Genomic DNA, 24,498 nt, shown 5'->3' on the forward strand with positions numbered 1-24,498 from the left:
ACATGAGCGATTCCCTGAAAGACCAGCTTCTTGGCCTGGGCTTCAAGCCCAGCCCGGCCGTGGACAGGCACAAGGGCCCTCGTCGCGGCGAAGCGCCGGGAGGCAAGGGGCAGGGCGGCCCGCGCGCGGGCAGGGGCGCCATCGGCAAGGGTATGGCCGGCCAGGGCGCGGCCGGCAAGGGCGGGAAGCACCCGGGCGGCCCGCGCGGGCGCGGCCCGCGCACGGAGGATGACATCGACCTCGCCAAGGCCTACGCCATCCGTGCGCAGCGCGAGAAGGACGAGCGCATCCGGGCCGAACGCGAGAAGCAGGAGGCCGCGCGCCTGCGCCGCGAGGCCCAGGCGAAGCTCGCCGCGCTGCTGGAGGGCAAGGGCCTGAACGCGGCCGATGCCGAGCACGCCCGTCACTTCGAATACGGCGGCAGGATCAAGCGGGTGCACGTGACCGGGGAGCAGCTGCGCGCGCTCAACGCCGGCGAACTGGGCGTGGTCCAGCTTGGCGGCCGCTATCTCCTGGTCACGGCCGCCACCCTGGCCGAGGCCGAAGCCCTCTTTCCCGCATGCGTCGCGCTGAAGGTCGACCCGGACGCCCCGGCCGCCGACGATCCGTACTCGGACCCGCGCTACCAGGTGCCGGACGACCTGGTGTGGTGAGGCGGAAGCTTCGTCATCCTCCATCGGAGCGGCCGCGCCGCGGCACGACCCAGATCCAGGCGATCACGCAGCCGGCCAGGGCGAAGCAGCCGGCGGCGAGGAACGCGACGCGGCCGTCGCCGTAGGGCCAGAGCTGGCCGGCGATCAGGGCGCCGAGGACGCCGCCGGCTCCCGAGGAAAACCCATAGAACAGACCTTGCGCGTGGCCGTTGAGGGCGCCGGGGAAGTGCCTGGCCAGCAGTTGCATGGCCGACGCGAAGAACGCCGCGAAGCTGAGCGCGTGCGTGGCCTGCGCCAGCAGCATCACCGGTATGTTCTCCGGCCACAGGGCGGTCGCCCACCAGCGCAGCACCGCGCTGGCCATCGAACCCAGCAGCAGCCAGCTCGGGTCCCAGCGCCGGAAGAACGCGGAGATGGTGAAGAACACCGCGACTTCGAACACCACGCCCACCGTCCACATCAGTCCGAGCGTCGAGGTCGGATAGCCCAGGCCATCCATGTAGACCGAGAAGAAGGTGTAGTAGGGGCCGAACGAGAGCTGCTCCAGGAAACAGGCGACCAGGAACGCCGCCACGGCGGGCCGGCGCGCGATCTTCCAGAAGCCGGTGCCCGCGGGGCCGCGGGGACCGGCGTGGCCCGCGTCGCGGTTGGCGAACGCGCTCACCGCCATCAGCGCGAACAGCGGCAGCATCGCCCAGGGCAGGGGACCCGCGCCATGGCGCTCGATCAGCCAGCCGAAGGACGTGGTGACGAGGATGAAGCCGATCGAGCCCCAGACGCGGATCGCGCCGTAGCGGTGCGCGTCCGCGCCGAGGTGCCCCAGCGTGATCGCCTCGAACTGCGGCATCACCGCGTTGTAGAAGAAGCAGAACGCCACCATCACCGCGAACAGGGTCCATTCCGGCTGTCCGGGAAGGAAGCAGGCGAAGCTCGCCACCGTCAGCACGCTGCCGATGCGCAGCCAGCGGATCGGCTTCGGCGACGCGGCCGCCAGCGACGCCCAGGCCGCCGGTGCCACCACGCGGGTGGCGTACCACAGGCCCATCATCACGCTGATCGCGGTGATGCCCATGCCGCGCGACTGCAGGTGCAGCGCCCAGTACGGCGTGAACGCGCCCAGCGCGGCGTAATAGGTGAAGTAGAAGCTCGACAGCCGCAGCACGGGCGCGGCCGTCGCGACGGGGCGGTGATCCTCGGCCATCGGACTGCGGTCGGCCGGGACTACTCGGGATCGTAGTCGAGGTTCGAGGCGAGCCAGCGCTCGACGTCGGCCAGGGCCACGCCCCGCCGCCGGGCATAGTCGGCCGCCTGGTCCTTGCCTACGCGTCCGACCACGAAGTACTTGCTGCCCGGATGGCTGAAGTAGTAGCCGGAGACCGCCGCCGTCGGCAGCATCGCGAAGCCGTGGGTCAGCTCCATGCCGGCGTTTCCGGTGGCGTCTAGCACGCGGAACAGCTGTTCCTTCGGGCTGTGGTCGGGACAGGCCGGGTAGCCGGGCGCCGGGCGGATGCCGCGGTAGGCCTCGGCGATCAGGGCTTCGTTGTCGAGCGCCTCGTCGGGGGCGTAGCCCCAGTACTCCGTGCGCACCCGGCGGTGCAGGTGTTCCGCCAGAGCTTCGGCCAGGCGGTCGGCCAGCGCCTTGAGCAGGATGCCGCGGTAGTCGTCGTGGTCGGCGCGGAAGCGCTCGAGGTGGGGCTCGATGCCGATGCCCGCGGTGACCGCGAACATGCCCATCCAGTCCTGCAGGCCGGAGTCCTTCGGCGCGATGAAATCTGCGAGGCAGAAGTCCGGGCGTTCCACCGGCTTGTCCACCTGCTGGCGGAGGAAGGGGACGGTGACGACGCCGTCCAGGTACAGCTCGACGTCGTCGCCGATGCTGTTGGCGGGGAAGAGGCCGAACACCGCCTTCGCCGTCAGCCACTTCTCTGCGATGATGGTGTCGAGCATCGCGCGCGCGTCGCGGTACAGCTCGCTGGCCGCTTCGCCCACCACCTCGTCGGTGAGGATGGCCGGGAAGCGCCCGGCCAGCTCCCAGGCCTGGAAGAACGGTGTCCAGTCGATGATCCCGACCAGGTCGGCCAGCGGATAGTCGTCGAACGCGGTGATGCCGGGCTTCACCGGTGCCGGCGGTACGTAGCCGTCCCACCCGCCGTCGAAACGCTGCCCGCGCGCCTTGTCCAGCGGCACCAGGCGCTTGGCGTCGCCCCGGTTGCGGTGGCGCTGGCGGATCTCGGCGTAGTCGGCCTCGTTGGCGGCCACGAAAGGTCCGCGCAGCTCGGTCGAGACCAGCGACTGGGCCACGCCGACCGCGCGCGAGGCGTCCTTCACCCAGACCGTGGGCGACCTGTAGTGCGGGTCGATCTTCAAGGCCGTGTGCGCGCGCGAGGTGGTGGCGCCGCCGATCATCAGCGGAATCGTCAGCCCTTGCCGCTGCATCTCGCGGGCGACGTGGCCCATCTCCTCCAGCGAGGGCGTGATCAGCCCGGAGACGCCCACGATGTCGGCGTTCTCCGCGACCGCGGTGTCGATGATCTTCTGTGCCGGCACCATCACCCCGAGGTCGATCACTTCGAAGTTGTTGCAGGCTAGCACCACGCCGACGATGTTCTTGCCGATGTCGTGGACGTCGCCCTTGACGGTGGCCATCACCACCTTGCCGTTGTTCTTCCCGGTATCGCCGGTGCGCAGCTTCTCGGCCTCGATGAAGGGCAGCAGCCAGGCCACGGCCTTCTTCATCACCCGCGCGGACTTCACCACCTGCGGCAGGAACATCTTGCCGGCGCCGAACAGGTCGCCGACCACGTTCATGCCGTCCATCAACGGGCCTTCGATCACGTCCAGGGGGCGCGGGGAGAGCAGACGCGCCTCCTCGGTGTCCTCGACCACGTACTGGTCGATGCCGTGGACCAGCGCGTGGCTCAGGCGCGCGCGGACGTCCTTGCCGCGCCAGGACAGGTCCTCCTCCTGCTTCTTTCCCTTGCTGCCCTTGTAGCGTTCCGCAAGCGCCAGCAGACGCTCGGTGGCATCGGGGCGGCGATTGAGGATCACGTCCTCGACGTGGTCGCGCAGTTCGGGGTCGAGTTCGTCGTAGATCGGCATCGCGCCCGCGTTGACGATGCCCATGTCCATGCCGGCGCGGATCGCGTGGTACAGGAACACCGAGTGGATCGCCTGGCGCACGGTCTCGTTGCCGCGGAAGGAGAACGAGACGTTGGAGACGCCGCCGGAGACGTGGCAGTGCGGCAGCGTCGCCCTGATGGTCCGCGTGGCCTCGATGAAGTCCACCGCGTAGTTGTCGTGCTCCTCGAGGCCGGTCGCGATCGCGAAGATGTTCGGGTCGAAGATGATGTCCTCGGGCGGGAACCCGACCTCGTCGACCAGGATGCGGTAGGCGCGGGTGCAGATCTCGACCTTGCGCGCCGCGGTGTCGGCCTGGCCGTCCTCGTCGAAGGCCATGACCACCGCGGCGGCGCCGTAGCGCAGCACCTTGCGCGCGTGCTCGACGAACGGCTCCTTGCCCTCCTTGAGCGAGATCGAGTTCACCACGCCCTTGCCCTGCAGGCACTTCAGGCCGGCCTCGATCACCTCCCACTTCGAGGAGTCGACCATCACCGGGATGCGCGCGATGTCGGGCTCGGAGGCGATCAGCGTGAGGAAGCGCGTCATCGCCTTCGCCGAGTCGATCAGGCCCTCGTCCATGTTGACGTCGAGGATCTGGGCGCCGTTGGCGACCTGCTGGCGCGCGACTTCGACCGCTTCCTCGAAGCGGTCCTCCTTGATCAGCTTCTTGAACTTCGCGCTGCCGGTGACGTTGGTGCGCTCGCCGACGTTGACGAACAGCAGTTCCGGCGTGATCACCAGCGGCTCGAGCCCCGAGAGGCGGGTGTACCGCGGCGCGGAGTGCGCCGGCGTCTCGGCGGCGGCCGGTGGCAGGCCCCGCGTGCTCACGCCGCTGCTCCCGATGGCGCCGGCATCCGGCGGGGCGGCAGGCCGCGGACCGCGTCGGCGATGGCGCGGATGTGGGCCGGCGTGGTGCCGCAGCAGCCGCCGACCAGGTTGAGCAGGCCCGAGCGCGCGAACTCCTCCAGCATCGTGGCCATCTCCTCCGGCGTCTCGTCGTACTCGGCGAAGGCGTTGGGCAGGCCGGCGTTCGGGTGGGCGCTGACGAAGCAGTCGGCCACCTGCGCCAGGGTCTCGACGTGCGGCCGCAGCTCCTTCGCGCCCAGGGCGCAGTTCAGGCCCATGGCCAGCGGTCGGGCATGCGACATCGAGATGTGGAAGGCCTCCGCGGTCTGCCCGGACAGCGTGCGCCCCGAGGCATCGGTGATGGTCCCCGAGATCATCACCGGCAGCCGCGCACCGCGGGCGTCGAACGCCTCCCCGATCGCGAACAGCGCGGCCTTGGCGTTGAGCGTGTCGAAGATGGTCTCGATCATCAGGACGTCGACTCCGCCGTCGATGAGTCCGTCGATCGCCACTCGGTAGTCCTCGCGGAGGGCGTCGAAGCAGGTGTTGCGGAAGCCGGGATCGTTGACGTCGGGGCTGATCGAGGCGGTGCGGCTTGTGGGGCCGATCACGCCGATGGCGAAGCGCGGGCGGTCCGGGGTCGCGGCCTCCGCCGCGTCGCAGGCCGCGCGTGCCAGCCGCGCGGCCTCGAGGTTGAGCTCGCGCACCAGATGCTCCAGACCGTAGTCGGCCTGGCTGACCGCGGTGGAATTGAAGGTGTTGGTCTCGACCAGGTCGGCACCGGCCTCGAGGTACGCGGCGTGGATCCCGGCGATCAGCTCGGGCCGGGTCAGGCTCAACAGGTCGTTGTTGCCCTTGAGGTCGTGGCCGCGGCCGTCGCCGGGGTGCTCCTGGTCGTAGCCGTTGGCGAAACGCGCGCCGCGGTAGTCGGCCTCGTCCAGGCGGTGGGTCTGGATCATCGTGCCCATGGCGCCGTCGATGACCAGGATGCGTTCGGCGAGTGCGGCCTCCAGGAGCGCCACGCGCGCGGGGTACAGCCAGGGGTGTCGGTTCATGGCTTGCCTGCGATGAGCGAAATGACTTCGAAGTGCGGCGGGCGCTTCTCGCGGGTGACCGTTTCGCAGGACTGCAGGACGAGGCCGGCCCTGTCGACGAAACGGCGCAGCTCCCTGTCGGTGAAGCCGAGGTTGACGTGGCCGAAGGCCTCGACCGCCGCCCGGTGGCCGTGGCGCGCCAGGCTGGTGAGCAGCAGCCGGCCGCCGGGCCGAAGCACGCGGGCACCCTCGGCCACGGCCTGGGCCGGCTTTCCGGCATAGGTCAAGGCGTGCATCAGCACCACCAGGTCGAAGCTGCCGTCGTCGAAGGGCAGGGCGTGCATGTCGGCCTCGTGGACCTCGACGTTGCGATAGCGCTTCAGCCGCTCGCGCGCGGCCGCCACCACGCGGGGGCTGGCGTCGATGCAGACGTAGCGGTGGGCGTGCGGCGCCAGCAGTTCGGCCAGTACGCCGTCGCCGGACGCGATGTCGAGCACGTCGCCGGTCTCGAGCAGGGGAAGGGCCGAGCGCGCCATGGCCTCCCAGGTGCGGCCGGGGGAATAGTGCCGCTCCATGTCTCCGGCCACCGAGTCCGCCCAGTTCTGGTCGGCGGCGCGCATGGCCAGCACGCCGGCCACGCGCTCGGCGTCCTGGCGCAGCAGCGGATCGTCGCTGCCGTCGCGCAGGGTCTGCCACAGCGCGCGCTGCGCCGGGTCGAGGTGGTCCTCGTCGAAACGGTAGTAGGCGGAGACACCGGCGCGACGGTCGCGCACCAGCCCGGCCTCCTTGAGGCGGGCGAGATGGGTGGAGACCCGTGGCTGGGCGAGGCGGGTGATGGCCGAGAGTTCGGCGACGGTCAGTTCCTCGCCGTCGAGCAGCGCCAACAGACGCACCCGGGTGGCGTCGGCAAGCACCTTGAGGTGGTTCGACCAGGCTTCGAGGTCCATATATATCTTCGCATCGCGATATAGCGATGCATTCTCCGCGCGGGTGCCGGGCGGGTCAAGCGTGGCGGTCGGTGTGCATGCTGCAACGCGACATCAAGAGGGACGTCGACGTGCCGTCGCCTGTCGATGCTCGATGGCGGGCAGGCTAGAATACGGGTCTTTCCATCGGTCGCCGCGCCCGCGTGCGGCGCGAACCCCCGGAGCAGCGCGTGGATTTCAGCTTTACCGAAGAGCAGTTGATGATCCAGGACGTGGCCCGCCGCATCGCGCGGGAGAAGATCGCGCCGAGCGCCGAGCACCACGACCGGACCGGCGAGTTCCCCCTCGACAACATCCGCCTGCTGGGCGAGAACGGCCTGATGGGCATCGAGGTGCCGGTCGAGTACGGCGGAGCGGGCATGGACCCGGTGGCCTATGTGCTGGCCATGGTGGAAGTGGCCGCGGGCGATGCCGCTCACTCCACCATCATGTCGGTCAACAACTCGCTGTTCTGCAACGGCATCCTCACCCACGGCACGGAGGAGCAGAAGCGGCTCTACGTGAGCGCCATCGCGGAGGGGCGCGAGATCGGCGCCTTCGCGCTGACCGAGCCGCAGTCGGGCTCCGACGCCACCGCCATGCGCTGCCGCGCCGTGAAGCAGGCCGACGGCAGCTACGTGGTCAACGGCAAGAAGAGCTGGATCACGTCCGGCCCGGTGGCGAAGTACATCGTGCTGTTCGCCCTGACAGATCCGGACAAGGGCGCGCGCGGCATCACCGCCTTCGTCATCGATACCGCGCGCGAGGGCTTCAGCCGCGGCAAGACCGAGCCCAAGCTCGGGATCCGCGCCTCGGCCACCTGCGAAATCGAGTTCAACGACTACGTGGTGAAGGCCGACGAGGTCCTGGGCCAGGAGGGCGAGGGCTTCAAAATCGCCATGGGCGTGCTCGACGCCGGGCGCATCGGCATCGCCAGCCAGGCCATCGGCATCGCCCGCGCCGCCTACGAGGCCACGATCGAGTACGTGAAGGAGCGCAAGGCCTTCGGCGCGCCGATCGGCACCTTCCAGATGACCCAGGCCAAGATCGCGGACATGAAGTGCAGGCTCGACGCGGCCCTGCTGCTGACCCTGCGCGCGGCCTGGACCAAGGGCCAGGGCCAGCGCTTCAGCAACGAGGCCGCGATCGCCAAGCTGGTGGCGTCCGAAGCCGCGATGTGGATCACCCACCAGGCGCTGCAGATCCACGGCGGCATGGGCTATTCGAAGGAGATGCCCATCGAGCGCTACTTCCCGCGACGCCAAGATCACCGAAATCTACGAGGGGACCAGCGAGATCCAGCGACTGGTGATCGCCCGGCATGAGACCGGGCTGCGCTGACGTTCACACGCCGGTGCAGCCCGTGCCCGCCATCTGCCACCTCCGCCACTCCGAGCCGGTCCCGACCACGGGCGCCGGCGCCCCGGCGGCCCTCCGTTCCTGACGACCATGCCCTCCCGGCCCGTGCCTGTGCGCGGGCCTCATTGCATCCGGAAACCGACATGAGCACTGCACGCAAGAAGGCCCCTGCAAACACCGCCACCACCAAGGCCGGCGCCCGCAAGTCCGCGGCCGGCGAGCGCGGCGCAGCCGCGCGCGACGCCAGGCTGCTCGATCCCGTCATCGCCGCCGTGCGCAGGCGCGCAGGCAAGGCCGGCGCCGACGACGCCGTCGCCTTCGCGTCCGCCTTCTACGGGCGCATGGGCGAGGACGAGATCGGGCTGCACGACGCCGACGGCTGGGCCGCCCTGGCCACCGACTTCCTCGCCTTCCTCGGCAAGCGCAAGCCGGGCACGGCCAGCGTGCGCCTGTTCAACCCGACCCTGGCCGGCCATGGCTGGGAAAGCCAGCACACGGTGCTGCAGATCGCCAACGACGACATGCCGTTCCTGGTCGACTCGGTGACCATGGCCCTGGCCGAGCTGGGTGTCGGCGTGCACGTGCTCGGCCATCCGGTCGTGGCGCTGAAGCGCGACCGCGGCGGCAGGCTGCAGTCCGTGGGCGAGGGCGCCTCCGAATCGCTGATGCACCTGGAGATCGACCGCCAGTCGCCGGAAGGCTGCGCCCGCATCGAGGCCGCCGTGCACGGCGTGCTGGGCGACGTGCGCATGATCGTCGAGGACTGGAAGGAAATGCGGGCGCGCATGGAAGAGGTGGCCGACGGCCTTGCCGATGCGTCGATGCCGGTGTCCGACGCCGAGCGCGCCGAGATGCAGGCCTTCCTGCGCTGGGCCGCCGACAACCACTTCACCTTCTTCGGCTACCGCGAGTACGAGGTGGTGAAGAAGGGCCGCGACGAGGTCCTGCAGGCGGTGGAAGGCAGCGGCCTGGGCCTGCTGCGCGGCCGCGACGTCGGCAAGCCGCGGCTGCTGAGCACGGTCGGCGCGCAGCGCACCGAGCGCGCGGTGGAGCCGCTGATCCTGACCAAGACCAACGCCCGCTCCACGATCCACCGTCCGGGCTACATGGACTACATCGGCGTGCTCGGCTTCGACGGCAAGAGCGGCAAGGCAACGACCGAGAAGCGCTTCCTCGGTCTCTACACCTCCAGCGCCTACAACCGCCGCCCCTGGGACATTCCGATCGTGCGCGACCGTCACGAGCAGGTCATGGCCGCTTCGGGCCTGATCGATACCGGCCACAGCGGCAAGGCGCTCAAGCACATCCTCGAGACCCTGCCGCGCGACGAGCTGTTCCAGGCCTCCAGCGCCGAACTGCACCGCGTGGCCAGTGGCATCCTCGGACTGCAGGAGCGCGTGCGCAGCCGCCTGTTCCTGCGCCGCGACCACTACGGCCGCTTCTATTCCGTGCTCGCCTACGTGCCGCGCGACCGCTACAACACCGAGGTCCGCCTGCGGGTGGAGGCGATGCTCAGGGATGTGCTGGGAGCCGACCACGTCGACACCAACGTCAGCCTCGGCGAGTCGCCGCTGGCCCAGCTGCACATGCTGGTGCGACCGCGTACCGGCGAGGCGGTCGAGGTCGACGAGGCCGCGCTGCAGGCGCAGCTGGCGGCGATCGTCCGCAACTGGCAGGACGACCTGCGCGAGGCGCTGATCGCCGCCCACGGCGAGGCCCGCGGCCTGGCCCTGGCATCGGGCTGGGGCCGTGCGCTTCCGGTGCAGTACATCGAGCGCGCCACGCCGGCCGTCGCCGCGGGCGACGTGGGCCGCCTGGATGCGCTCTCCGGTGCCGACGACCTGCGCCTGAGCCTGCAGCGCGCTGCGCTCCACCAGCCGGGCGAAGGCGTGCTGCGCCTCAAGCTCTACCGCGCCGGCCACGACATCCCGCTCTCCGACGTGCTCCCGATGATGGAGAACATGGGCCTGCGCGTGATCGCCGAGCACCCGCACCGGCTCGAGAACACCGCGCCCGACGCCCGCGTGCGCGTGGCCTACATCCAGGACTTCGAGGTCGAAGTCATCGGCGGCGCCGAGCCCGACGCGACCCTGTTCGAGGAGGGCTTCGCCAGCCTCTGGCGCGGCGACGCCGAGAACGACGGCTTCAATCGCCTGATCGCCGCCGCCAGCCTTGGCTGGCGCCAGGTGTCGATGCTGCGTGCGTACTGCAAGTACCTGCTTCAGGTCGGCGTGCCGTTCTCGCAGAGCTATGTGGAAGAGACCCTCGCCCGCTATCCGCGGCTGGCGCGTGCCCTGGTCGCGCTCTTCGAGGCCCGCTTCGATCCCGCCGTGGCGGAGAAGGGGCGCAAGGCCGCCATGGCCTCGGCGCACGCCACCATCAGGGAGCTGCTCGAGGGCGTGGCCAGCCTCGACGAGGACCGCATCCTGCGCGGTTACGTCGGCGTGATCGAGGCCACGCTGCGCACCAACTACTACCAGGTCGGCGCCGACGGCGCACCGAAGGACTACATCGCGTTCAAGTTCGATTCGGCCCTGGTGCCGGACCTGCCGAAGCCGCGTCCCTACCGCGAGATCTTCGTCTGCGGCCCGCGCGTCGAAGGCACCCATCTGCGCTTCGGCCCGGTGGCCCGCGGCGGCCTGCGCTGGTCCGACCGCCGCGAGGACTTCCGGACCGAGGTGCTGGGCCTGGTGAAGGCGCAGATGGTGAAGAACACCGTGATCGTGCCGGTCGGCTCGAAGGGTGGCTTCATCGTCAAGCGCCCGCCGGTGGGCGGCGACCGCGACGCCATCCAGGCCGAGGGCATCGCCTGCTACCGCCGCTTCATCAGCGGCCTGCTGGACCTGACCGACAACCTCAGCATCGAGGGCGAGGTGCTGCCGCCGGCGAACGTGGTCCGCCACGACGCGCCGGATCCGTACATGGTGGTCGCCGCCGACAAGGGCACCGCGACCTTCTCCGACATCGCCAACGGCATCGCCCGCGACTACGGCTACTGGCTCGACGACGCCTTCGCCTCCGGCGGCTCGGTCGGCTACGACCACAAGGGCATGGGCATCACCGCCCGCGGCGCCTGGGAGTCGGTCAAGCGCCACTTCCGCGCTCTCGGCCACGACACCCAGAAGCAGGACTTCACCGTGGCCGGCATCGGCGACATGTCCGGCGACGTGTTCGGCAACGGGATGCTGCTGTCGAAGCACATCCGCCTGGTGGCGGCGATGGACCACCGCCATGTCTTCATCGACCCGAACCCCGATTCGGCGACCTCGTACAAGGAGCGCCAGCGCCTGTTCAAGGTCCCGCGCTCGAGCTGGGACGACTACGACAAGAGCCTGATCAGCAAGGGCGGCGGCGTGTTCCCGCGCAGCGCTAAGTCGATCGCGGTGTCTCCGGAGATGCGCGAGGCGCTGGGCCTCGGGGACGGCGTGACCACGATGAGCCCGAACGAGCTGATGTCGGCGGTGCTGAAGGCGCCGGTCGACCTGCTCTGGAACGGCGGCATCGGCACCTACGTCAAGGGCAGCACCGAGACCCACGCCGACGTCGGCGACCGCGCCAACAACGCCATCCGCGTCAACGGCGGCGAACTGCGCTGCCGCGTGGTGGGCGAGGGCGGCAACCTGGGCATGACCCAGCGCGGCCGCATCGAGGCCGCGCAGGCGGGCGTGATCCTCAACACCGACTTCATCGACAACTCCGCCGGCGTCGACACCTCCGACCACGAGGTGAACATCAAGATCCTGCTCAACGCGCAGGTGCAGGCGGGCAAGCTGAAGCTGGAGGAGCGCAACAAGCTGCTCAAGGCCATGACCGACGAGGTCGCCGGCCTCGTGCTGCACGACAACTACCGCCAGAACCAGGCGATCAGCCTGATGGAGCGGATGAGCGTGCCGCGCCTGGGGTCCAAGCAGCACTTCATCCAGGTGCTGGAGTCGCGCGGCCAGCTCGACCGCCAGATCGAGTACCTGCCCAGCGACGCCGAGTTCGCCGAGCGCAAGGCGCGCAACCAGGGTCTGACCCGGCCGGAGCTGGCGGTGCTGCTGTCCTACTCGAAGCTGGTCGCGTTCGAGCAGCTGCTCGACTCCGACATCCCGGAGGATCCGTACCTGTCGCGCGAGCTCCAGCGCTACTTCCCGCAGCCGCTGCAGGCGAAATACGCGAAGGCGATGGAGCAGCACCGCCTGAAGCGGGAGATCATCGCCACCGCGGTCACCAACTCGACCATCAACCGCATGGGCGCGACCTTCCTGCTGCGCATGCAGGAGGACAGCGGGCGTACCCCGGCCGAGGTCGCCAAGGCGTTCACGGTGACCCGCGAGACCATCGAGGCGCGTTCGCTGTGGGCGCAGATCGATGCGCTCGACGGCAAGGTGGCGGAGTCGGTGCAGATCGACGCCCTGCAGGTGATCTGGGCGCTGCAACGCTCCTTCACCCGCTGGCTGCTGGCGCGGCCCGGCGCCCTGCCGACCATCACCAGCGCGGTCGAGCGCTACCACGACGGCTTCCAGGCCATCTACAGCGGCGAGGGCATCCTCACCGCGGCGCAGCGTCCGGCCTACGAGCAGTCGCTGGCCGACTGGCGTGCGAAGGGCATGCCCGCCGAGCTCGCCGGCCAGCTGGCGGCGCTGCCCTACCTGGAGTCCAGCCCCGACATCATCGAACTGGCGCGCGAGCGCAAGCGCAAGCCGGACGAGGTCGCGCGGGTGCACTTCCGCCTCGCCGACGCGCTCGGCCTGCCGTGGCTCGTACAACAGATCGATGCCCTGGCGGTGGACGGACGCTGGCACGCGGTGGCCCATGGCGCGCTGCGCGACGAGCTGGCCGCACAGCACCGGGCCCTGGCCGGCCAGGTGCTGTCGATGCCCGGCCGCGATGCCGACGCCAAGGTCGCCCAGTGGATCGGTCGCGACGACCCCGCGCTGAAGTTCACGCTCGCCATGCTCGCCGAACTCGCGGCCCAGAAGTCCCTGGACTACCCGACCGCGTCGGTGGCCGTGCGCAGGCTCGGCCAGCTCGCCAGCGCGGGCTGAGGCGCGGGCATCCCCTTCCCCCGCCTTGCGGGGGAAGGGGTTTGCTCCGGTATGCTGCGGGCATGACCGGATCGCCGCGCATCGCCTTCCTCGCCAGTCCCGCAGCCGATGCCCAGGCCGCACTCGCCCGGTTCACCGGGCGCCATGGCCAGTGCCCGCCGGACGAGGCGGACATCCTCTGCACGCTGGGGGGCGATGGCTTCATGCTGCAGACCCTCCACCGCCACGGAGCGCTGGGCAAGCCGGTCTACGGGTTGAAGATGGGCACGGTCGGCTTCCTGATGAACCACTACCAGGGCCGCGAAGGCACGTTGCCCGACCTGATGGCGCGGCTGGAGGCGGCCGAGCCCGCCGTGCTGCGGCCGCTCGAGATGGTCGCCGCCACGGAGTCCGGCGCCACCGTCGGTTCGCTGGCCTACAACGAGGTCTCGCTGCTGCGGCAGACGCGGCAGGCGGCGCATGTCTCGGTCGAACTCAACGGCCAGGTCCGGCTGGACGAGCTGGTCTGCGACGGCGTCATGCTGGCCACGCCCGCCGGCAGCACCGCCTACAACTACTCCGCCCACGGCCCGATCCTGCCGCTGGGCTGCAGCGTGGTGGCCCTGACGCCGATCGCGGCGTTCCGGCCGCGGCGCTGGCGCGGCGCGCTGCTCAAGGCCGATACCGTGGTGCGCTTCCGCGTTCTCGACCCCTACAAGCGGCCGGTCAGCGCGACGGCCGACTCGCACGAGGTGCGCGACGTGGTCGAGGTCACCATCCAGGAGTCGCGCGACCGCACGGTCACCCTGCTGTTCGATCCCGAACACAACCTGGAAGAGCGGATCCTGAGCGAGCAGTTCGAGACCTGAGTCGTCTCGCCGCCTGCGACGGTCGTCGCCCATACTCGCCGCATGCCTTCCGACATCCTGCCGCCGCTGACCGTCGCCATTTCCTCGCGGGCGCTGTTCGACCTCGAGGCCAGCCACGCGCTGTTCGAGCGCGACGGCATCGATGCCTACGCCGAGCACCAGCGCGCCAACGAGGACGAGATCCTCGAGCCGGGCATCGCCTTCCCGCTGGTGCGCAAGCTGCTGGCGCTCAACGCGGGTGCGGCGCCGGACGCGCCGCGGGTGGAGGTGATCCTGCTCTCTCGGAACTCGGCCGACACCGGCCTGCGCATCTTCAACTCCATCCAGCACCATGGCCTGGCGATCGCGCGCGCCACCTTCACCTCGGGCGAGCCGACCTGGCCCTATATCCGGCCGTTCGGAGCCCAGCTGTTCCTGTCGGCCAATCCGGACTCGGTGCGCGCGGCGCTCGAGAACGGCGTGGCCGCGGCGACCATCCTCCCGGCCAAGGCGCCGGCGCACCGCCACGACCAGCTGCGCATCGCCTTCGACGGCGATGCCGTGATCTTCGGCGACGAGGGTGAGCGGGTCTCGCGCGAGGCCGGTATCGAGGCCTTCCACCGCCACGAACTCGAGCGCGCACGCGAGCCGCTCTCCGGAGGCCCGTTCCGCGGCTTCCTCGATGCGCTGCACCACCTGCAGGCGGCCTACCCGCCGGGCGAAGCCTCGCCGATCCGCACCGCGCTGGTCACCGCGCGCTCGGCGCCGGCGCACGAGCGCGTGATCCGCACGCTTCGCGAGTGGGGTGTGCGCCTGGACGAGGCGCTGTTCCTCGGCGGTCGCCCCAAGGGGCCGTTCCTCGACGTCTTCGGCGCCGACATCTTCTTCGACGATTCGCAGCACAACATCGACTCCGCCCGGCAGCATGTCGCCGCCGGCCATGTCCCGCACGGGGTGTCGAACTCAGGCTGAACCGGGGTCCGGCCCCGGGCCGCGACGGCGGCTGTGCTAGTATCGCCGCCGTTCCGCGCATTTTGCCGCCATCCGCTTCTGTTCGATCCGAAGTTCGCGGCCATGCGGCCGCCTGCGGCCCGCGCGCGCGGGAACGCCATGCCCGATACGGCAGGAACGGAGCCACGCTCCGGTCGGGACGCCCGACGAGTCTTCCAGCGGTCCATCGGGTGCAGCCCGCTGACGCCGGGCTTCCGTGCGCCTTCCGGATGTCCACCCGACGCCCTGGCCGGCGCGTTGACGCGCGACGTTTCGCGCCTGGCCGCGCCTCGATCGGCGCGCCGTGAAAGGAGATGACAAACCACATGACCCAACGAATCGCCGTCCTCGGCGCCGGCCCCAGCGGCCTGGCCCAGCTGAGAGCCTTCGATGCCGCCCGCCGCGCGGGTGCCGACGTCCCCGAGATCGTCTGTTTCGAAAAGCAGTCCGACCTGGGCGGGATGTGGAATTACACCTGGCGCACCGGCCTGGACCAGCACGGCGAACCGGTGCACGCCAGCATGTACCGCTACCTGTGGTCGAACGGACCGAAGGAATGCCTGGAGTTCGCCGACTACAGTTTCGAGGAGCATTTCGGCCGACCGATCGCTTCGTACCCGCCACGGCCGGTGCTGCGCGACTACATCATGGGCCGGATCGAACGCAGCGGCCTGCGCGAGCAGATCCGGTTCAACACCGCCGTGCATTCGGTCGAGTACAGCGAGGAGACCGGAAAGTTCACCGTCACCGTGCGCGAGCTGGAGGAGGACCGCATGGTGAGCGAGGAGTTCGACTGGGTCGTGGTCGCCACCGGCCACTTCTCCACGCCCAACGCGCCCGCGTTCGAGGGCCTGTCGCAGTTTCCCGGCCGCGTCCTGCATGCGCACGACTTCCGCGACGCCTGCGAATTCACCGGCAAGGACCTGTTGCTGGTCGGCAGCAGCTATTCGGCCGAGGACATCGGCACCCAGTGCTACAAGTACGGCGCGAAGTCGGTGACCTTCAGCTACCGCAGCGCTCCGATGGGCTATGACTGGCCGGACGCCTTCAGCGAGCGTCCGCTGCTCACGCGCGTCGAGGGCAACACCGCGCACTTCATAGATGGCAGCAGCCAGGACGTGGACGCGATCATCCTGTGCACCGGCTACCAGCACCACTTCCCGTTCCTGCCCGACGACCTGACGCTTCGCACCAGCAACCGCCTGTATCCGCAGGACCTGTACAAGGGCGTGTTCTGGATCGACAACCCCAGGCTGGTCTACCTGGGCATGCAGGACCAGTACTACACCTTCAACATGTTCGACGCCCAGGCCTGGCTCGCGCGCGACGTGATCCTCGGCCGCACCGCGCTGCCCGACGCCGAGGCCATGCGCGCGGACAGCGAGGCCTGGTTCGCGCGCGAGAACGCCTGCGCCGGCTCCGACGACGACATCGACTTCCAGGCCGCCTACGTGCGCGACCTGGTCGACCGCAGCGACTACCCGGACTTCGCGATCGAGGAGGTCGCGGAGATGTTCAAGCAGTGGCAGCGCGACAAGCGCGAGGACATCCTCGGCTACCGCAACCGGAGCTACCGCTCGACGATCACCGGCACGCTCGCGCCGCCGCACCACACGCGCTGGATGGAGGCGATGGACGACTCGCTGCAGGCCTTCCTCGACGATTCCCGCGATCTGGAGGAGCAGCCGGAGCCAAGGCGACCGCCCGCGCCGGTGGCGGCGACGGCCGGACTCCCCGCGGAACCGGTGCGTCGCCGCGCCTGAATCCCGGGTGCCGGCCTCCTCGCCGGCACCCGTCCCGGGGATTGGCCGGGACGGCGGCCCGCCATGGGATCGCCCACGGATGCGGCGGGCGAACCCGGGGTCAGAACTCCAGGTCCAGTGCCGCGCACAGGTAATCCATGAAGGGCGCGAGCGCATGCAGGTCCTTCGCCAGCACCTCCCGCAGCCGCGCGCCAGTGACGATGTCGTCATCGAGCGCGCGCCAGGCCACGAAGCTGCGCCGGCGCAGGTCGTCGAGGAAGGGGAAGTCGGCGGCGAAACCGCGCGGCGGGCGCACCAGCATGTCCTCGTCGTCCATCGCGTAGCGGCGGCGGAAGGCGGGTGCATGGGCGGCCGCCTTCCAGCCGGCAGGGTTGTCGACGATGAACTGCCGCAGCTGGCGCAGCGTCGGCGATTCCGGACGCCACAGGCCGGCGGCGACGAAGCAGTTGCCCGGCTCGATGTGCAGGTAGAACAGCGGCGAGGCCAGCTCCTTGCGGCGGGCATGGAACAGGCGCGCGCCCTGCCAGGTCTTGTACGGCCGCTTGTCGTTGGCGAAGCGGGTGTCGCGCTGGATCCTGTAGAGCGATCCGCCCACGGTGCGCGGGTCTGCGCGGAAGTGCGGGCTGACCTCGGCGAGGTCGGGCTGCAGGTCGGTGACCAGGCGCTGCAGCGGGTCGCGCACGTGCGCTTCGTAGTCCTGCTTGTGGGCATGGAACCAGGCGCGTTCGTTGTGGCGCGCGAGCGCTCGCAGGAAACGGAAGGCCCTGTCGCTGAAGTACGTGGTCATGGATCTGAAAAGGAAGCGTGGGGTAGCGGGTCGCCATCGCCTGCGCCGGCAGTCGCGTCCGCCGGAGCGAGGTCCGCCGCGAGTTCGCGGCCCCAGGCTTCGAGGCGGTCGAGCAGCGCCAGGCGGCCGGCGTGCTCGCCCCGCAGCTGCGCGATGTCGTTGAAATAGGCGTCGAAGCTGCATTCCGACAGGCCCGAGTCGTCGCACAGGCGCCGGCGGCGGTAGTCGTCCCAGCGTGCCCGCTCGGCCGCGTCGAGCGTGTCGGGCCAGTTGCGGGCGCGATAGCGGAACAGCAGTTCCGGCAGGCGCGGGTCCTGGAAGCCGAAGTCGCGGATGCCCAGTTGCCCCGGTGGCGTGGCACGCACCATCGCCAGCCGGGCCCTGTCGCCGTCGCCGAGGAAGCCGCCGTAGAGCGCGGCGTCGACGTCGGGCGGTGCGCGTTCGTCGCGCTCGCGGGCGAAGACCTGCCGGACTTTCTCGGCGATGAGCGGAGCCTGCTCGCGGATGCGCGCGGCGCGCGATTCGGCGATGGCCGGATCGAGGCCGAGGCGCTCGAAGTCCGCCGGCCGCAGGTGGTCCCAGCGCACCAGCGCCGGCGAACGGTTGGTGTGCACTTCCTTCAGCGGCACGCGCGCCACGCCCTCGGGCAGGTCCGCGGCGCGGACGTAAAGACGGTCGGCGATCTCGTCGGGCGACAGCGCCAGCAGGTCGTCGGGCTCGGCGTCCAGGTCGTAGACAATCACTCGATTGCCGATCTGCGGATGCTGCGCCAAGGGCAGCACGGCCGCCGCGCACATCCGCGCCGCCGGGTAGCGCTGCGAGACGTGCAGGACCGGCCTCATCGCGAAGGGATCGAGCAGGCCCGCGACGTGGCGCTTGTCGCGCAGGGCGAGCGCGTAATCCCAGAGCCGCGGCTGAGAGCTGCGGAACAGCCGTGCGAGACCGATCAGCGCGCGCACGTCGGACAGCGCCTCGTGCGCGTCGCCCATGCGCACGCCGTTCGCTTCCGCCAGGTGCTCGAGCCTGAACGAGGTTGCGCCGTCCTCGCGCACGGGCCAGATGATGCCCTCCGGCCGCAGCGCGTGCGCGAGGCGCATCACGTCGAGCAGGTCCCAGCGGGAGTTGCCGTTGCGCCACTCGCGCTCGTAGGGGTCGTGGAAGTTGCGGAACAGCCCGTGGCGCACGAACTCGTCGTCGAAGCGCAGCGAGTTGTAGCCGAGCGTGCAGGTGCCGGGCTGGCCCATCTCCTCGACCATGCGCGCGAAGGCCTCGGCCTCGGACAGTCCGGTGTGCAAGGCATCCTGCGGCGCCAGCCCGGTGACCATCGACGCGCCCGGCGAAGGCAGCAGGTCGTCGGCCGGACGGACAAGGAACTCGATCGGATCGCCGAGTCCGTTCAGTTCCGCGTCGGTGCGGATGGCAGCGAACTGCGCGATCCGCGTGCGCCGCGGGTCCGTGCCCCAGGTCTCCAGGTCGTAGAACAGGAAGCTCCCGCTCACACCAACACCCCCGAAAAAGCCCTGCAGGAGCGGATACAGCCGCGATCCAGGATGCGACCCACGCCGATCGCGGCTCTAGCCGCTCCTGCAGGGGGGATGGGGGGAATCATGGGATATCGGCCAGCGGCGGCAAGGAACGCAGGACTTCCCGGTCCACCGCCTCAAGGTCGACCTCGGCCACCGACGCCACCCCCTGCGTCGCCGCCTCCAGGATCCCGCGCTGGACTTCGCTGCGCTCCAGCGCCAGCGAGTAGGGGATGCGCATGAAGGTGACCATCGCGTAGTGCGGGATGAAGCGGGTCGGGTGCCGTGCCTGCAGCGCCAGCTCCAGTTCGCGCTGGAGCAGGAAGCCGGGGTCGTCCACCAGGTCGCGCATCTCGATGTAGTTGTCGAGCGCCATCTTCTGGATGGCGGCGGCGTCGGGCATGCGCTCGGCCTCGAAGGCGGCATAGGCGGTGGCGAGGTCGGGCGTGGCGTCGAGATGGCGTGCCAGCGCCACGCAGTCCTCGAAGGCGCAGTTCATGCCCTGGCCGTGGAAGGGCACCATCGCATGCGCCGCGTCGCCGATCAGCACCGCGTGGCCGCCCAGGTGCCAGCGGTCCAGGTAGAGCGTGCCCAGGGTGCCGATGGGATTGGCCTCGAAGTCGTGGTCGAGCTCGGGGATCAGCGGCAGCGCATCCGGGAAGTCGCGCTCGAAGAGGGCGCGCGCGGCGGTCGCGTCGGGCACGGTCTCGAAGCTCGGGTCGCCCTTGCCTTCGTCCTGCATCGCCATGAACAGGGTGACGGTGAAGGTGCGTTCGTCATTGGGCAGGGCGATGCACATATAGCGTCCGCGCGGCCAGATGTGCAGTGCGTTCGGCTCGATGCGGAAACCGCCGTCGGCGGCGGGAGGGATCTCCAGTTCCTTGTAACCGTGCCCCAGCCAGTCGATGCGTTCGCCGAGGTCGGCGCGCTGGCGCATCTGCGCGCGCAGGGTCGAGCCCGCGCCGTCGCAGCCGATCAGGGTCTGGAAGCCGACGCGGTGGAGTCCGCCGCCACCGCGGTAGAACGCCCGCTGCGCCGCGAAGTCCACGGCTTCCAGTCGCCGGTCGAAGTGGAGCGTCGCGCCCGCGGCCTCGGCGGCATCGATCAGGGTGATGTTGAGCTCGCCGCGGCTGACCGACCAGATCACTTCGCTGTCATCGCGTCCGTAGCGCTGCAGCTGCGGCGTGCCGCCGTCCGCGGGGTGCACCATGCGCCCGCGCATCATCACCGCCTGCGCCAGCACGTCGCGGTCGGCGTCGGCGGCGCGCAGCGCGTGCAGGCCGCGTTCGGCCAGGGCGAGGTTGATCGAGCGCCCCCCGGCGAAGCCGTGGATGCGCGGGTCGCCGCGGCTTTCGTAGACCTCGACCTTCCAGCCGCGCTGGGCGAGCAGGGTGGCCATCAGCGCGCCGGCCAGGCCGGCGCCGACGATGGTCGCTTCGCGCTGCGCCGGCTGCTCTCCGCTTGCAGCGGCGCTCATGCCCGGCCCTCGCGCCAGGCTTCGGTGGCGCGCACGAAGCGCAGCACGTCGGCGTGGCTGTTGTACAGCGGCGTCGGCGAGATCCGGATCACGTCGGGCTCGCGCCAGTCGCCTAGCACCCCTTGTGCGGACAGGGATTCGAACAGGGACCGTCCGGCCTCGCGGCCGCGCAGGCCGCGGCCTTCCAGCACCCGCAGGGACAGCTGCGCGCCGCGCTGCGCGGGATCGCGCGGCGTGGCGATGCGCAGCGTCTCCGCGAGCCGCGCGTCGATCAGCGTCTCGAGGTAGCCGGTGAGCGACTCCGACTTTCGGCGCAGCGCTTCCATGCCGGCGCGGTCGAACAGCTCCAGCGAAGCGCGCAGCGGCGCCAGCCCGAGGATCGGCGGATTGCTGAGCTGCCACCCGTCCGCGCCCGGCGTCGGATCGAAGTCGGGGCCCATGCGGAACCGCGTGGCCTCGTCATGTCCCCACCAGCCGGCGAAGCGGGGACGGTCGGTGCGCGCGTGGCGCGCGTGCACGAAGCAGCCGCCGACCGCGCCGGGCCCGGCATTGAGGTATTTGTAGTGGCACCAGACCGCGAAATCGGGCCCGTCATCGTGCAGCCGCAGCGGCAGGTTGCCCACTGCATGCGCCAGGTCGAAGCCGACCACCGCGCCGGCGGCATGGCCCAGCCGCGTGATTGCCGCCACGTCGAACGCCTGCCCGCTGCGGTACTGCACGCCGGGCCACAGCACCAGCGCCAGCCGCGGACCGTGCTCCCGGATGGCGCGGGCGATCGCCTCCATCGAGAACGTGCCCTCGGCGAGGTCGGGCTGCAGCTCGATCAGGTCGGTCGCGGGATCGAAACCGTGGAAGCGCAGCTGCGACTCCAGCGCGTAGCGGTCGGACGGGAACGCCCCGGCCTCCATCAGGATCGCGGGCCGCTCGCGGGTGGGCCGGTAGAAGCTCACCAGCATCAGGTGCAGGTTGGCGGTCAGCGAATTCATCGCCACCACTTCGGAGGGCTCGGCGCCCACCACCCGCGCCAGCGGCTCGCGCAGCAGGGCGTGGTAGGGCATCCATTGCGTGGTGCCGGTGAAGTGCGCCTCGACCGCTTCCGCGGCCCACTTGTCGAGCACGTCCTCGACGTGCGCCCGCGCCGACCTCGGCTGCAGGCCCAGCGAATTGCCCACGAAGTAGGCCTGCTCGCCGTCCCCGTGCCGCGGCACGTGGAACTCGCCGCGCAGCCCGCGCAGCGGATCCGCGGCATCCAGGGCTTCGGCGTGCTGGTCGGTGTACGGGTCGGTCATTGAAGAGCCTCTTTTGCCACGGATCTACACGGAGGGACGCGGATTTGCACGGATAAGGCGAAGACGATCAGTGGGACTCGGCCGATTCCGGATGGCTTTCGCTCTATCCGTGCAAATCCGTACGGATCCGCGTTCATCCGTGGCAAGAACAGAAGTCACGCGAAGCGCGACAGCGGAAGACCCAGCCATTCCAGCGCCGTGCCGTGGTAGAGGCGTGCCTGGCCGGCCTCGTCCAGCCCCAGGGCGTCGATGCCGGCGCCGGGGACCTGTTCGCCCAGCGGGAAGGGGTAGTCGGTGCCCAGCATCACGCGGTCGATGCCGCAGGTGTCGATCAGGTAGCGCAGCGCGCGCTCGTCGGCCACCCAGGAGTCGAAGTACAGCCGGGACAGGTACTCGCGCGGATTGCGCGGGTTGTCGGTGGCCACCAGGTCCGGCCGCATGTTGAAGCCGTGTTCGATGCGGCCGATGGTATAGGGGAAGCTGCCGCCGCCGTGGGCCATGCAGATCTTCAGTTTCGGCAGCCGTTCCAGTACGCCGCCGAAGACCAGCGAGCAGGCCGCGCGCGACTGCTCGGCCGGCATGCCGACCAGCCAGGGGAGCCAGTACTTGGGCATGGTGTCGGTGCCCATCATGTCCCAGGGATGCACCAGGATCGCCGCGCCGAGGTCGGCGGCGGCCTCGAAGAAGGGGAACAGCTCCGGCGCGTCGAGGTTCCAGTGCGTATCCGCCGAGACCTGCACGTGCGAGCCGATCTGCACGCCCTGCAGGCCGAGCTGGTCCATGCAGCGCTCGAGTTCCTGCACCGCCAGCCGGGGCGACTGCAACGGCACCGTGCCGATGCCGGCGTAGTGGCGCGGGTGCGCGCGGCAGGTGTCGGCCATGTGGTCGTTGAGCGCCTGGTGCAGCTCCAGCGCCTGGTGGGGCCTGGCCCAGTAGCTGAACATCACCGGCACCGTGCTGATCACCTGCACCTGCACGCCGAAGCTGGCGTAGTCGTCGATGCGCTCCTGCGGATCCCAGGTCTTCGACCAGATCTCGCGGAAGAAGCGCCCGTTCCGATAGATGCGGTGGCGGCCGTCCTCGGTGTGGTGGATGACGGGAAAGCGCTCGTCGCCGTACTTGCGCGCCAGGTCGGGCCAGTCGCGGGGCAGGCAGTGGGCGTGGATGTCGATCTTGAGCATGGTCAGGTGATGTCCGCCTGCGAATCCGCCTGCATCTCGTATCGCGTCGGCCGCGGGTTGAGGTGCCCACAGGCCTTGCACGTCCGCAGCGCCTCGCTGCGGTAGAAGGTCTCGAACACGCGGAAGAAGTCCTGCTCGATGTCCTCGAGGTGGAAGAACTCCTCGTAGACCTTTTCGTTGCAGCTCTCGCAGAACCACATCAAGCCGTCGTCCTCGTGCGGCAGGCGGCGGCGTTCGATCACCAGGCCGATCGACCCTTCGGCGCGCTGCGGCGAGTGCGGCACCCGCGGCGGCAGCAGGAAGGTCTCTCCGGCGCGGATCGGGATGTCGCGCACCTTCCCGTCCTCCTGGATGCGCAGCACCATCTCGCCTTCCAGCTGGTGGAACCACTCCGGGCCCTCCTCGAAGTGGTAGTCGGTGCGCGCGTTCGGCCCGCCCACCACCATCACGATGAACTCGCCGTCGTAGATGCACTTGTTGCCCACCGGCGGCTTCAGCAGGTGGCGGTTGTCCTCGATCCACTTCCGGAAGTTGAGGGGCGCGGGAATCATGGCGTGTCTCCCTTCAGGGCCGCGACGCACTTGAGTTCGATCGCGATCGGCGTCGGCAGCGCGGTGATGCCCAGCGTGGTGCGGCAGGGCGCGGTGGCGGGGTCGGGGAAGTACTCGGCCCACACCGCGTTCCAGGCCTTGAAGTCCCGCGCCATGTCGGTGAGGTAGGCGGTCACGTCGACCAGGTCCTCCCAGCGTGCGCCGCTGGCCTCGAGCACCGCGCGGACGTTGGCGAGCACGGCGTGCGCCTGGGCGGTGATGTCGTAGGCGCGCACGCGGCCGTCGGCGAAGTATTCGTTGCCTGGGATGGCATCGCTGGCCGGATCCCGCGGACCGATGCCCGACAGGAACAGAAGGTCGCCCACGCGCCGCGCGTGCGGATAGGCGCCCACCGGTTTCGGCGCGGCACTGGCGTGGACGACCCGGCCGGCCAACTCAGCGGTCCTCGCGGTCGTCGCGGATGCGCTGGAGCGCCGGGTCGTACTGTTCCGGCAGCGCGTTGGGCGAGTCGATAGACAGCCCGAGGTCGTGCACGCGGCCGTTGCGCAGCGAGTACACCCAGGCGTGCACCGCCAGCTCCTGGCCGCGCGCCCAGGCCTCGCGGACCACGGTGGACTCGCAGACGTTGATCATCTGCTCCAGCGCGTTGAGCTCGCACAGGCGGTCGTGGCGGATCTCGTCGTTGTCGATGGCCTCGATGATGACGCGATGCTTGTGTTTCACGTCCTTGACGTGGCGGATCCAGTTGTCGGCCAGGCCCACGCGCTGGGTGGTGAGCGCGGCGCCGACGCCGGCGCAGCCGTAGTGGCCCACGACCAGGATGTGCTCGACCCTGAGCACGTCGATCGCGTACTGGATCACCGACAGGCAGTTGAGGTCGGTGTGCACGACGACATTGGCGACGTTGCGGTGGACGAAGACCTCGCCCGGCGCCATGTCGATGATCTGGTTGGCGGGCACCCGCGAGTCGGAGCACCCGATCCAGAGGTACTTCGGATGCTGGATCTTCGACAGCCGGGCGAAGAAACCGGGATCTTCGGCTTCGACGCGCTCGGACCAGATGCGGTTGCGTTCGAGGAGGTCGTGCATTCGGTGCATTGGGG

General features: G+C 70.0%; 16 protein-coding genes and 2 pseudogenes. 6 read left to right on the forward strand and 12 right to left on the reverse strand.

Features of this window, described 5'->3' with window-relative positions:
- Window positions 1-2: 2 nt before the first annotated feature.
- Window positions 3-653, forward strand: a complete 651-nt coding sequence (locus tag FPZ22_RS13305; RefSeq protein ID WP_144893724.1) for a DUF2058 family protein — start codon at window positions 3-5, stop codon at window positions 651-653.
- Window positions 654-666: 13 nt separating this feature from the next.
- Here FPZ22_RS13305 and FPZ22_RS13310 read toward each other — a convergent pair whose 3' ends face one another.
- From FPZ22_RS13310 to FPZ22_RS13325, 4 genes are read right to left on the reverse strand one after another with little or no spacing between them, the layout of a single operon-like run.
- On the reverse strand, window positions 667-1,854 hold the full coding sequence (locus FPZ22_RS13310) for an MFS transporter (RefSeq protein ID WP_144893726.1): 1,188 nt from the start codon (window positions 1,852-1,854) through the stop codon (window positions 667-669).
- Between the two features lie 20 nt (window positions 1,855-1,874).
- Complete coding sequence (gene metH, locus FPZ22_RS13315; protein ID WP_425463006.1) at window positions 1,875-4,601, reverse strand: methionine synthase; 2,727 nt, start codon at window positions 4,599-4,601, stop codon at window positions 1,875-1,877.
- The gene (locus FPZ22_RS13320; RefSeq protein WP_144893728.1) at window positions 4,598-5,674 is read right to left on the reverse strand and encodes a homocysteine S-methyltransferase family protein; all 1,077 of its coding nucleotides are present in this window, start codon (window positions 5,672-5,674) and stop codon (window positions 4,598-4,600) included. Before FPZ22_RS13320 ends, metH begins: the two co-directional genes overlap by 4 nt.
- Window positions 5,671-6,600 (reverse strand): ArsR/SmtB family transcription factor, encoded by a 930-nt coding sequence (locus FPZ22_RS13325; protein ID WP_144893730.1) that lies wholly within the window; start codon window positions 6,598-6,600, stop codon window positions 5,671-5,673. The genes FPZ22_RS13320 and FPZ22_RS13325 overlap by 4 nt, the downstream gene beginning before the upstream one ends.
- Window positions 6,601-6,809: 209 nt before the next feature.
- Here FPZ22_RS13325 and FPZ22_RS13330 point away from each other — a divergent pair.
- The 5 genes and pseudogenes from FPZ22_RS13330 to FPZ22_RS13350 all read left to right on the forward strand — a co-directional run bounded on the left by FPZ22_RS13330 (window position 6,810) and on the right by FPZ22_RS13350 (window position 16,587).
- Window positions 6,810-7,959, forward strand: a pseudogene (locus FPZ22_RS13330) (acyl-CoA dehydrogenase family protein).
- 161 nt (window positions 7,960-8,120) lie between these two features.
- Window positions 8,121-13,007 (forward strand): NAD-glutamate dehydrogenase, encoded by a 4,887-nt coding sequence (locus FPZ22_RS13335; protein ID WP_144893732.1) that lies wholly within the window; start codon window positions 8,121-8,123, stop codon window positions 13,005-13,007.
- 62 nt (window positions 13,008-13,069) lie between these two features.
- Window positions 13,070-13,855: an NAD kinase gene (locus FPZ22_RS13340; protein WP_144893734.1), complete on the forward strand. Its 786-nt coding sequence runs from the start codon at window positions 13,070-13,072 to the stop codon at window positions 13,853-13,855.
- A gap of 42 nt (window positions 13,856-13,897) precedes the next feature.
- Window positions 13,898-14,806 (forward strand): 5'-nucleotidase, encoded by a 909-nt coding sequence (locus FPZ22_RS13345; protein ID WP_144893736.1) that lies wholly within the window; start codon window positions 13,898-13,900, stop codon window positions 14,804-14,806.
- A 344-nt stretch (window positions 14,807-15,150) separates the two neighbouring features.
- Window positions 15,151-16,587 carry a flavin-containing monooxygenase gene (locus FPZ22_RS13350; RefSeq protein ID WP_144893738.1) on the forward strand — a complete coding sequence of 479 codons (1,437 nt, stop codon included), beginning with the start codon at window positions 15,151-15,153 and terminating at the stop codon, window positions 16,585-16,587.
- A gap of 100 nt (window positions 16,588-16,687) precedes the next feature.
- Here the strand turns inward: FPZ22_RS13350 and FPZ22_RS13355 are convergent, their stop codons facing one another.
- The 8 genes and pseudogenes from FPZ22_RS13355 to can form a co-directional block, all read right to left on the reverse strand.
- Window positions 16,688-17,374, reverse strand: a complete 687-nt coding sequence (locus FPZ22_RS13355; RefSeq protein ID WP_144893740.1) for a DUF2461 domain-containing protein — start codon at window positions 17,372-17,374, stop codon at window positions 16,688-16,690.
- 68 nt (window positions 17,375-17,442) lie between these two features.
- Window positions 17,443-18,873 (reverse strand): annotated as a pseudogene (gene sbcB / locus FPZ22_RS13360) (exodeoxyribonuclease I); the annotation flags it as partial.
- A 106-nt stretch (window positions 18,874-18,979) separates the two neighbouring features.
- Window positions 18,980-20,374, reverse strand: coding sequence for an FAD-dependent oxidoreductase (locus FPZ22_RS13365; RefSeq protein ID WP_144893744.1), 1,395 nt, complete (start codon window positions 20,372-20,374; stop codon window positions 18,980-18,982).
- Complete coding sequence (kynU, locus tag FPZ22_RS13370; RefSeq protein ID WP_144893746.1) at window positions 20,371-21,663, reverse strand: kynureninase; 1,293 nt, start codon at window positions 21,661-21,663, stop codon at window positions 20,371-20,373. Before kynU ends, FPZ22_RS13365 begins: the two co-directional genes overlap by 4 nt.
- A gap of 155 nt (window positions 21,664-21,818) precedes the next feature.
- Complete coding sequence (locus FPZ22_RS13375) at window positions 21,819-22,844, reverse strand: amidohydrolase family protein (RefSeq protein WP_144893748.1); 1,026 nt, start codon at window positions 22,842-22,844, stop codon at window positions 21,819-21,821.
- A gap of 2 nt (window positions 22,845-22,846) precedes the next feature.
- On the reverse strand, window positions 22,847-23,395 hold the full coding sequence (locus FPZ22_RS13380; RefSeq protein ID WP_144893750.1) for a 3-hydroxyanthranilate 3,4-dioxygenase: 549 nt from the start codon (window positions 23,393-23,395) through the stop codon (window positions 22,847-22,849).
- Entirely contained in the window at window positions 23,392-23,829 is a 438-nt protein-coding gene (locus FPZ22_RS13385) for a RidA family protein (protein ID WP_144893752.1), read from the reverse strand. Before FPZ22_RS13385 ends, FPZ22_RS13380 begins: the two co-directional genes overlap by 4 nt.
- Window position 23,830: 1 nt before the next feature.
- A complete protein-coding gene (gene can, locus FPZ22_RS13390; RefSeq protein WP_144893754.1) occupies window positions 23,831-24,493 on the reverse strand; it encodes a carbonate dehydratase in 663 nt (220 codons plus the stop codon).
- Window positions 24,494-24,498 lie beyond the last annotated feature (5 nt).

Source organism: Luteimonas granuli, from assembly GCF_007795095.1.
GTDB classification, from domain to species: Bacteria; Pseudomonadota; Gammaproteobacteria; order Xanthomonadales; family Xanthomonadaceae; genus Luteimonas; species Luteimonas granuli.

Bases quoted from the DNA above. Each gene is read 5' to 3' on its own strand.
- FPZ22_RS13310 (WP_144893726.1), bottom strand. From the start codon at position 1,854: ATGGCCGAGGATCACCGCCCCGTCGCGACGGCCGCGCCCGTGCTGCGG.
- can (WP_144893754.1), bottom strand. From the start codon at position 24,493: ATGCACCGAATGCACGACCTCCTCGAACGCAACCGCATCTGGTCCGAG.
- FPZ22_RS13335 (WP_144893732.1), top strand. From the start codon at position 8,121: ATGAGCACTGCACGCAAGAAGGCCCCTGCAAACACCGCCACCACCAAG.
- FPZ22_RS13380 (WP_144893750.1), bottom strand. From the start codon at position 23,395: ATGATTCCCGCGCCCCTCAACTTCCGGAAGTGGATCGAGGACAACCGC.
- FPZ22_RS13325 (WP_144893730.1), bottom strand. From the start codon at position 6,600: ATGGACCTCGAAGCCTGGTCGAACCACCTCAAGGTGCTTGCCGACGCC.
- FPZ22_RS13340 (WP_144893734.1), top strand. From the start codon at position 13,070: ATGACCGGATCGCCGCGCATCGCCTTCCTCGCCAGTCCCGCAGCCGAT.
- FPZ22_RS13365 (WP_144893744.1), bottom strand. From the start codon at position 20,374: ATGAGCGCCGCTGCAAGCGGAGAGCAGCCGGCGCAGCGCGAAGCGACC.
- FPZ22_RS13350 (WP_144893738.1), top strand. From the start codon at position 15,151: ATGACCCAACGAATCGCCGTCCTCGGCGCCGGCCCCAGCGGCCTGGCC.
- FPZ22_RS13345 (WP_144893736.1), top strand. From the start codon at position 13,898: ATGCCTTCCGACATCCTGCCGCCGCTGACCGTCGCCATTTCCTCGCGG.
- FPZ22_RS13320 (WP_144893728.1), bottom strand. From the start codon at position 5,674: ATGAACCGACACCCCTGGCTGTACCCCGCGCGCGTGGCGCTCCTGGAG.
- FPZ22_RS13375 (WP_144893748.1), bottom strand. From the start codon at position 22,844: ATGCTCAAGATCGACATCCACGCCCACTGCCTGCCCCGCGACTGGCCC.
- FPZ22_RS13305 (WP_144893724.1), top strand. From the start codon at position 3: ATGAGCGATTCCCTGAAAGACCAGCTTCTTGGCCTGGGCTTCAAGCCC.
- kynU (WP_144893746.1), bottom strand. From the start codon at position 21,663: ATGACCGACCCGTACACCGACCAGCACGCCGAAGCCCTGGATGCCGCG.
- FPZ22_RS13355 (WP_144893740.1), bottom strand. From the start codon at position 17,374: ATGACCACGTACTTCAGCGACAGGGCCTTCCGTTTCCTGCGAGCGCTC.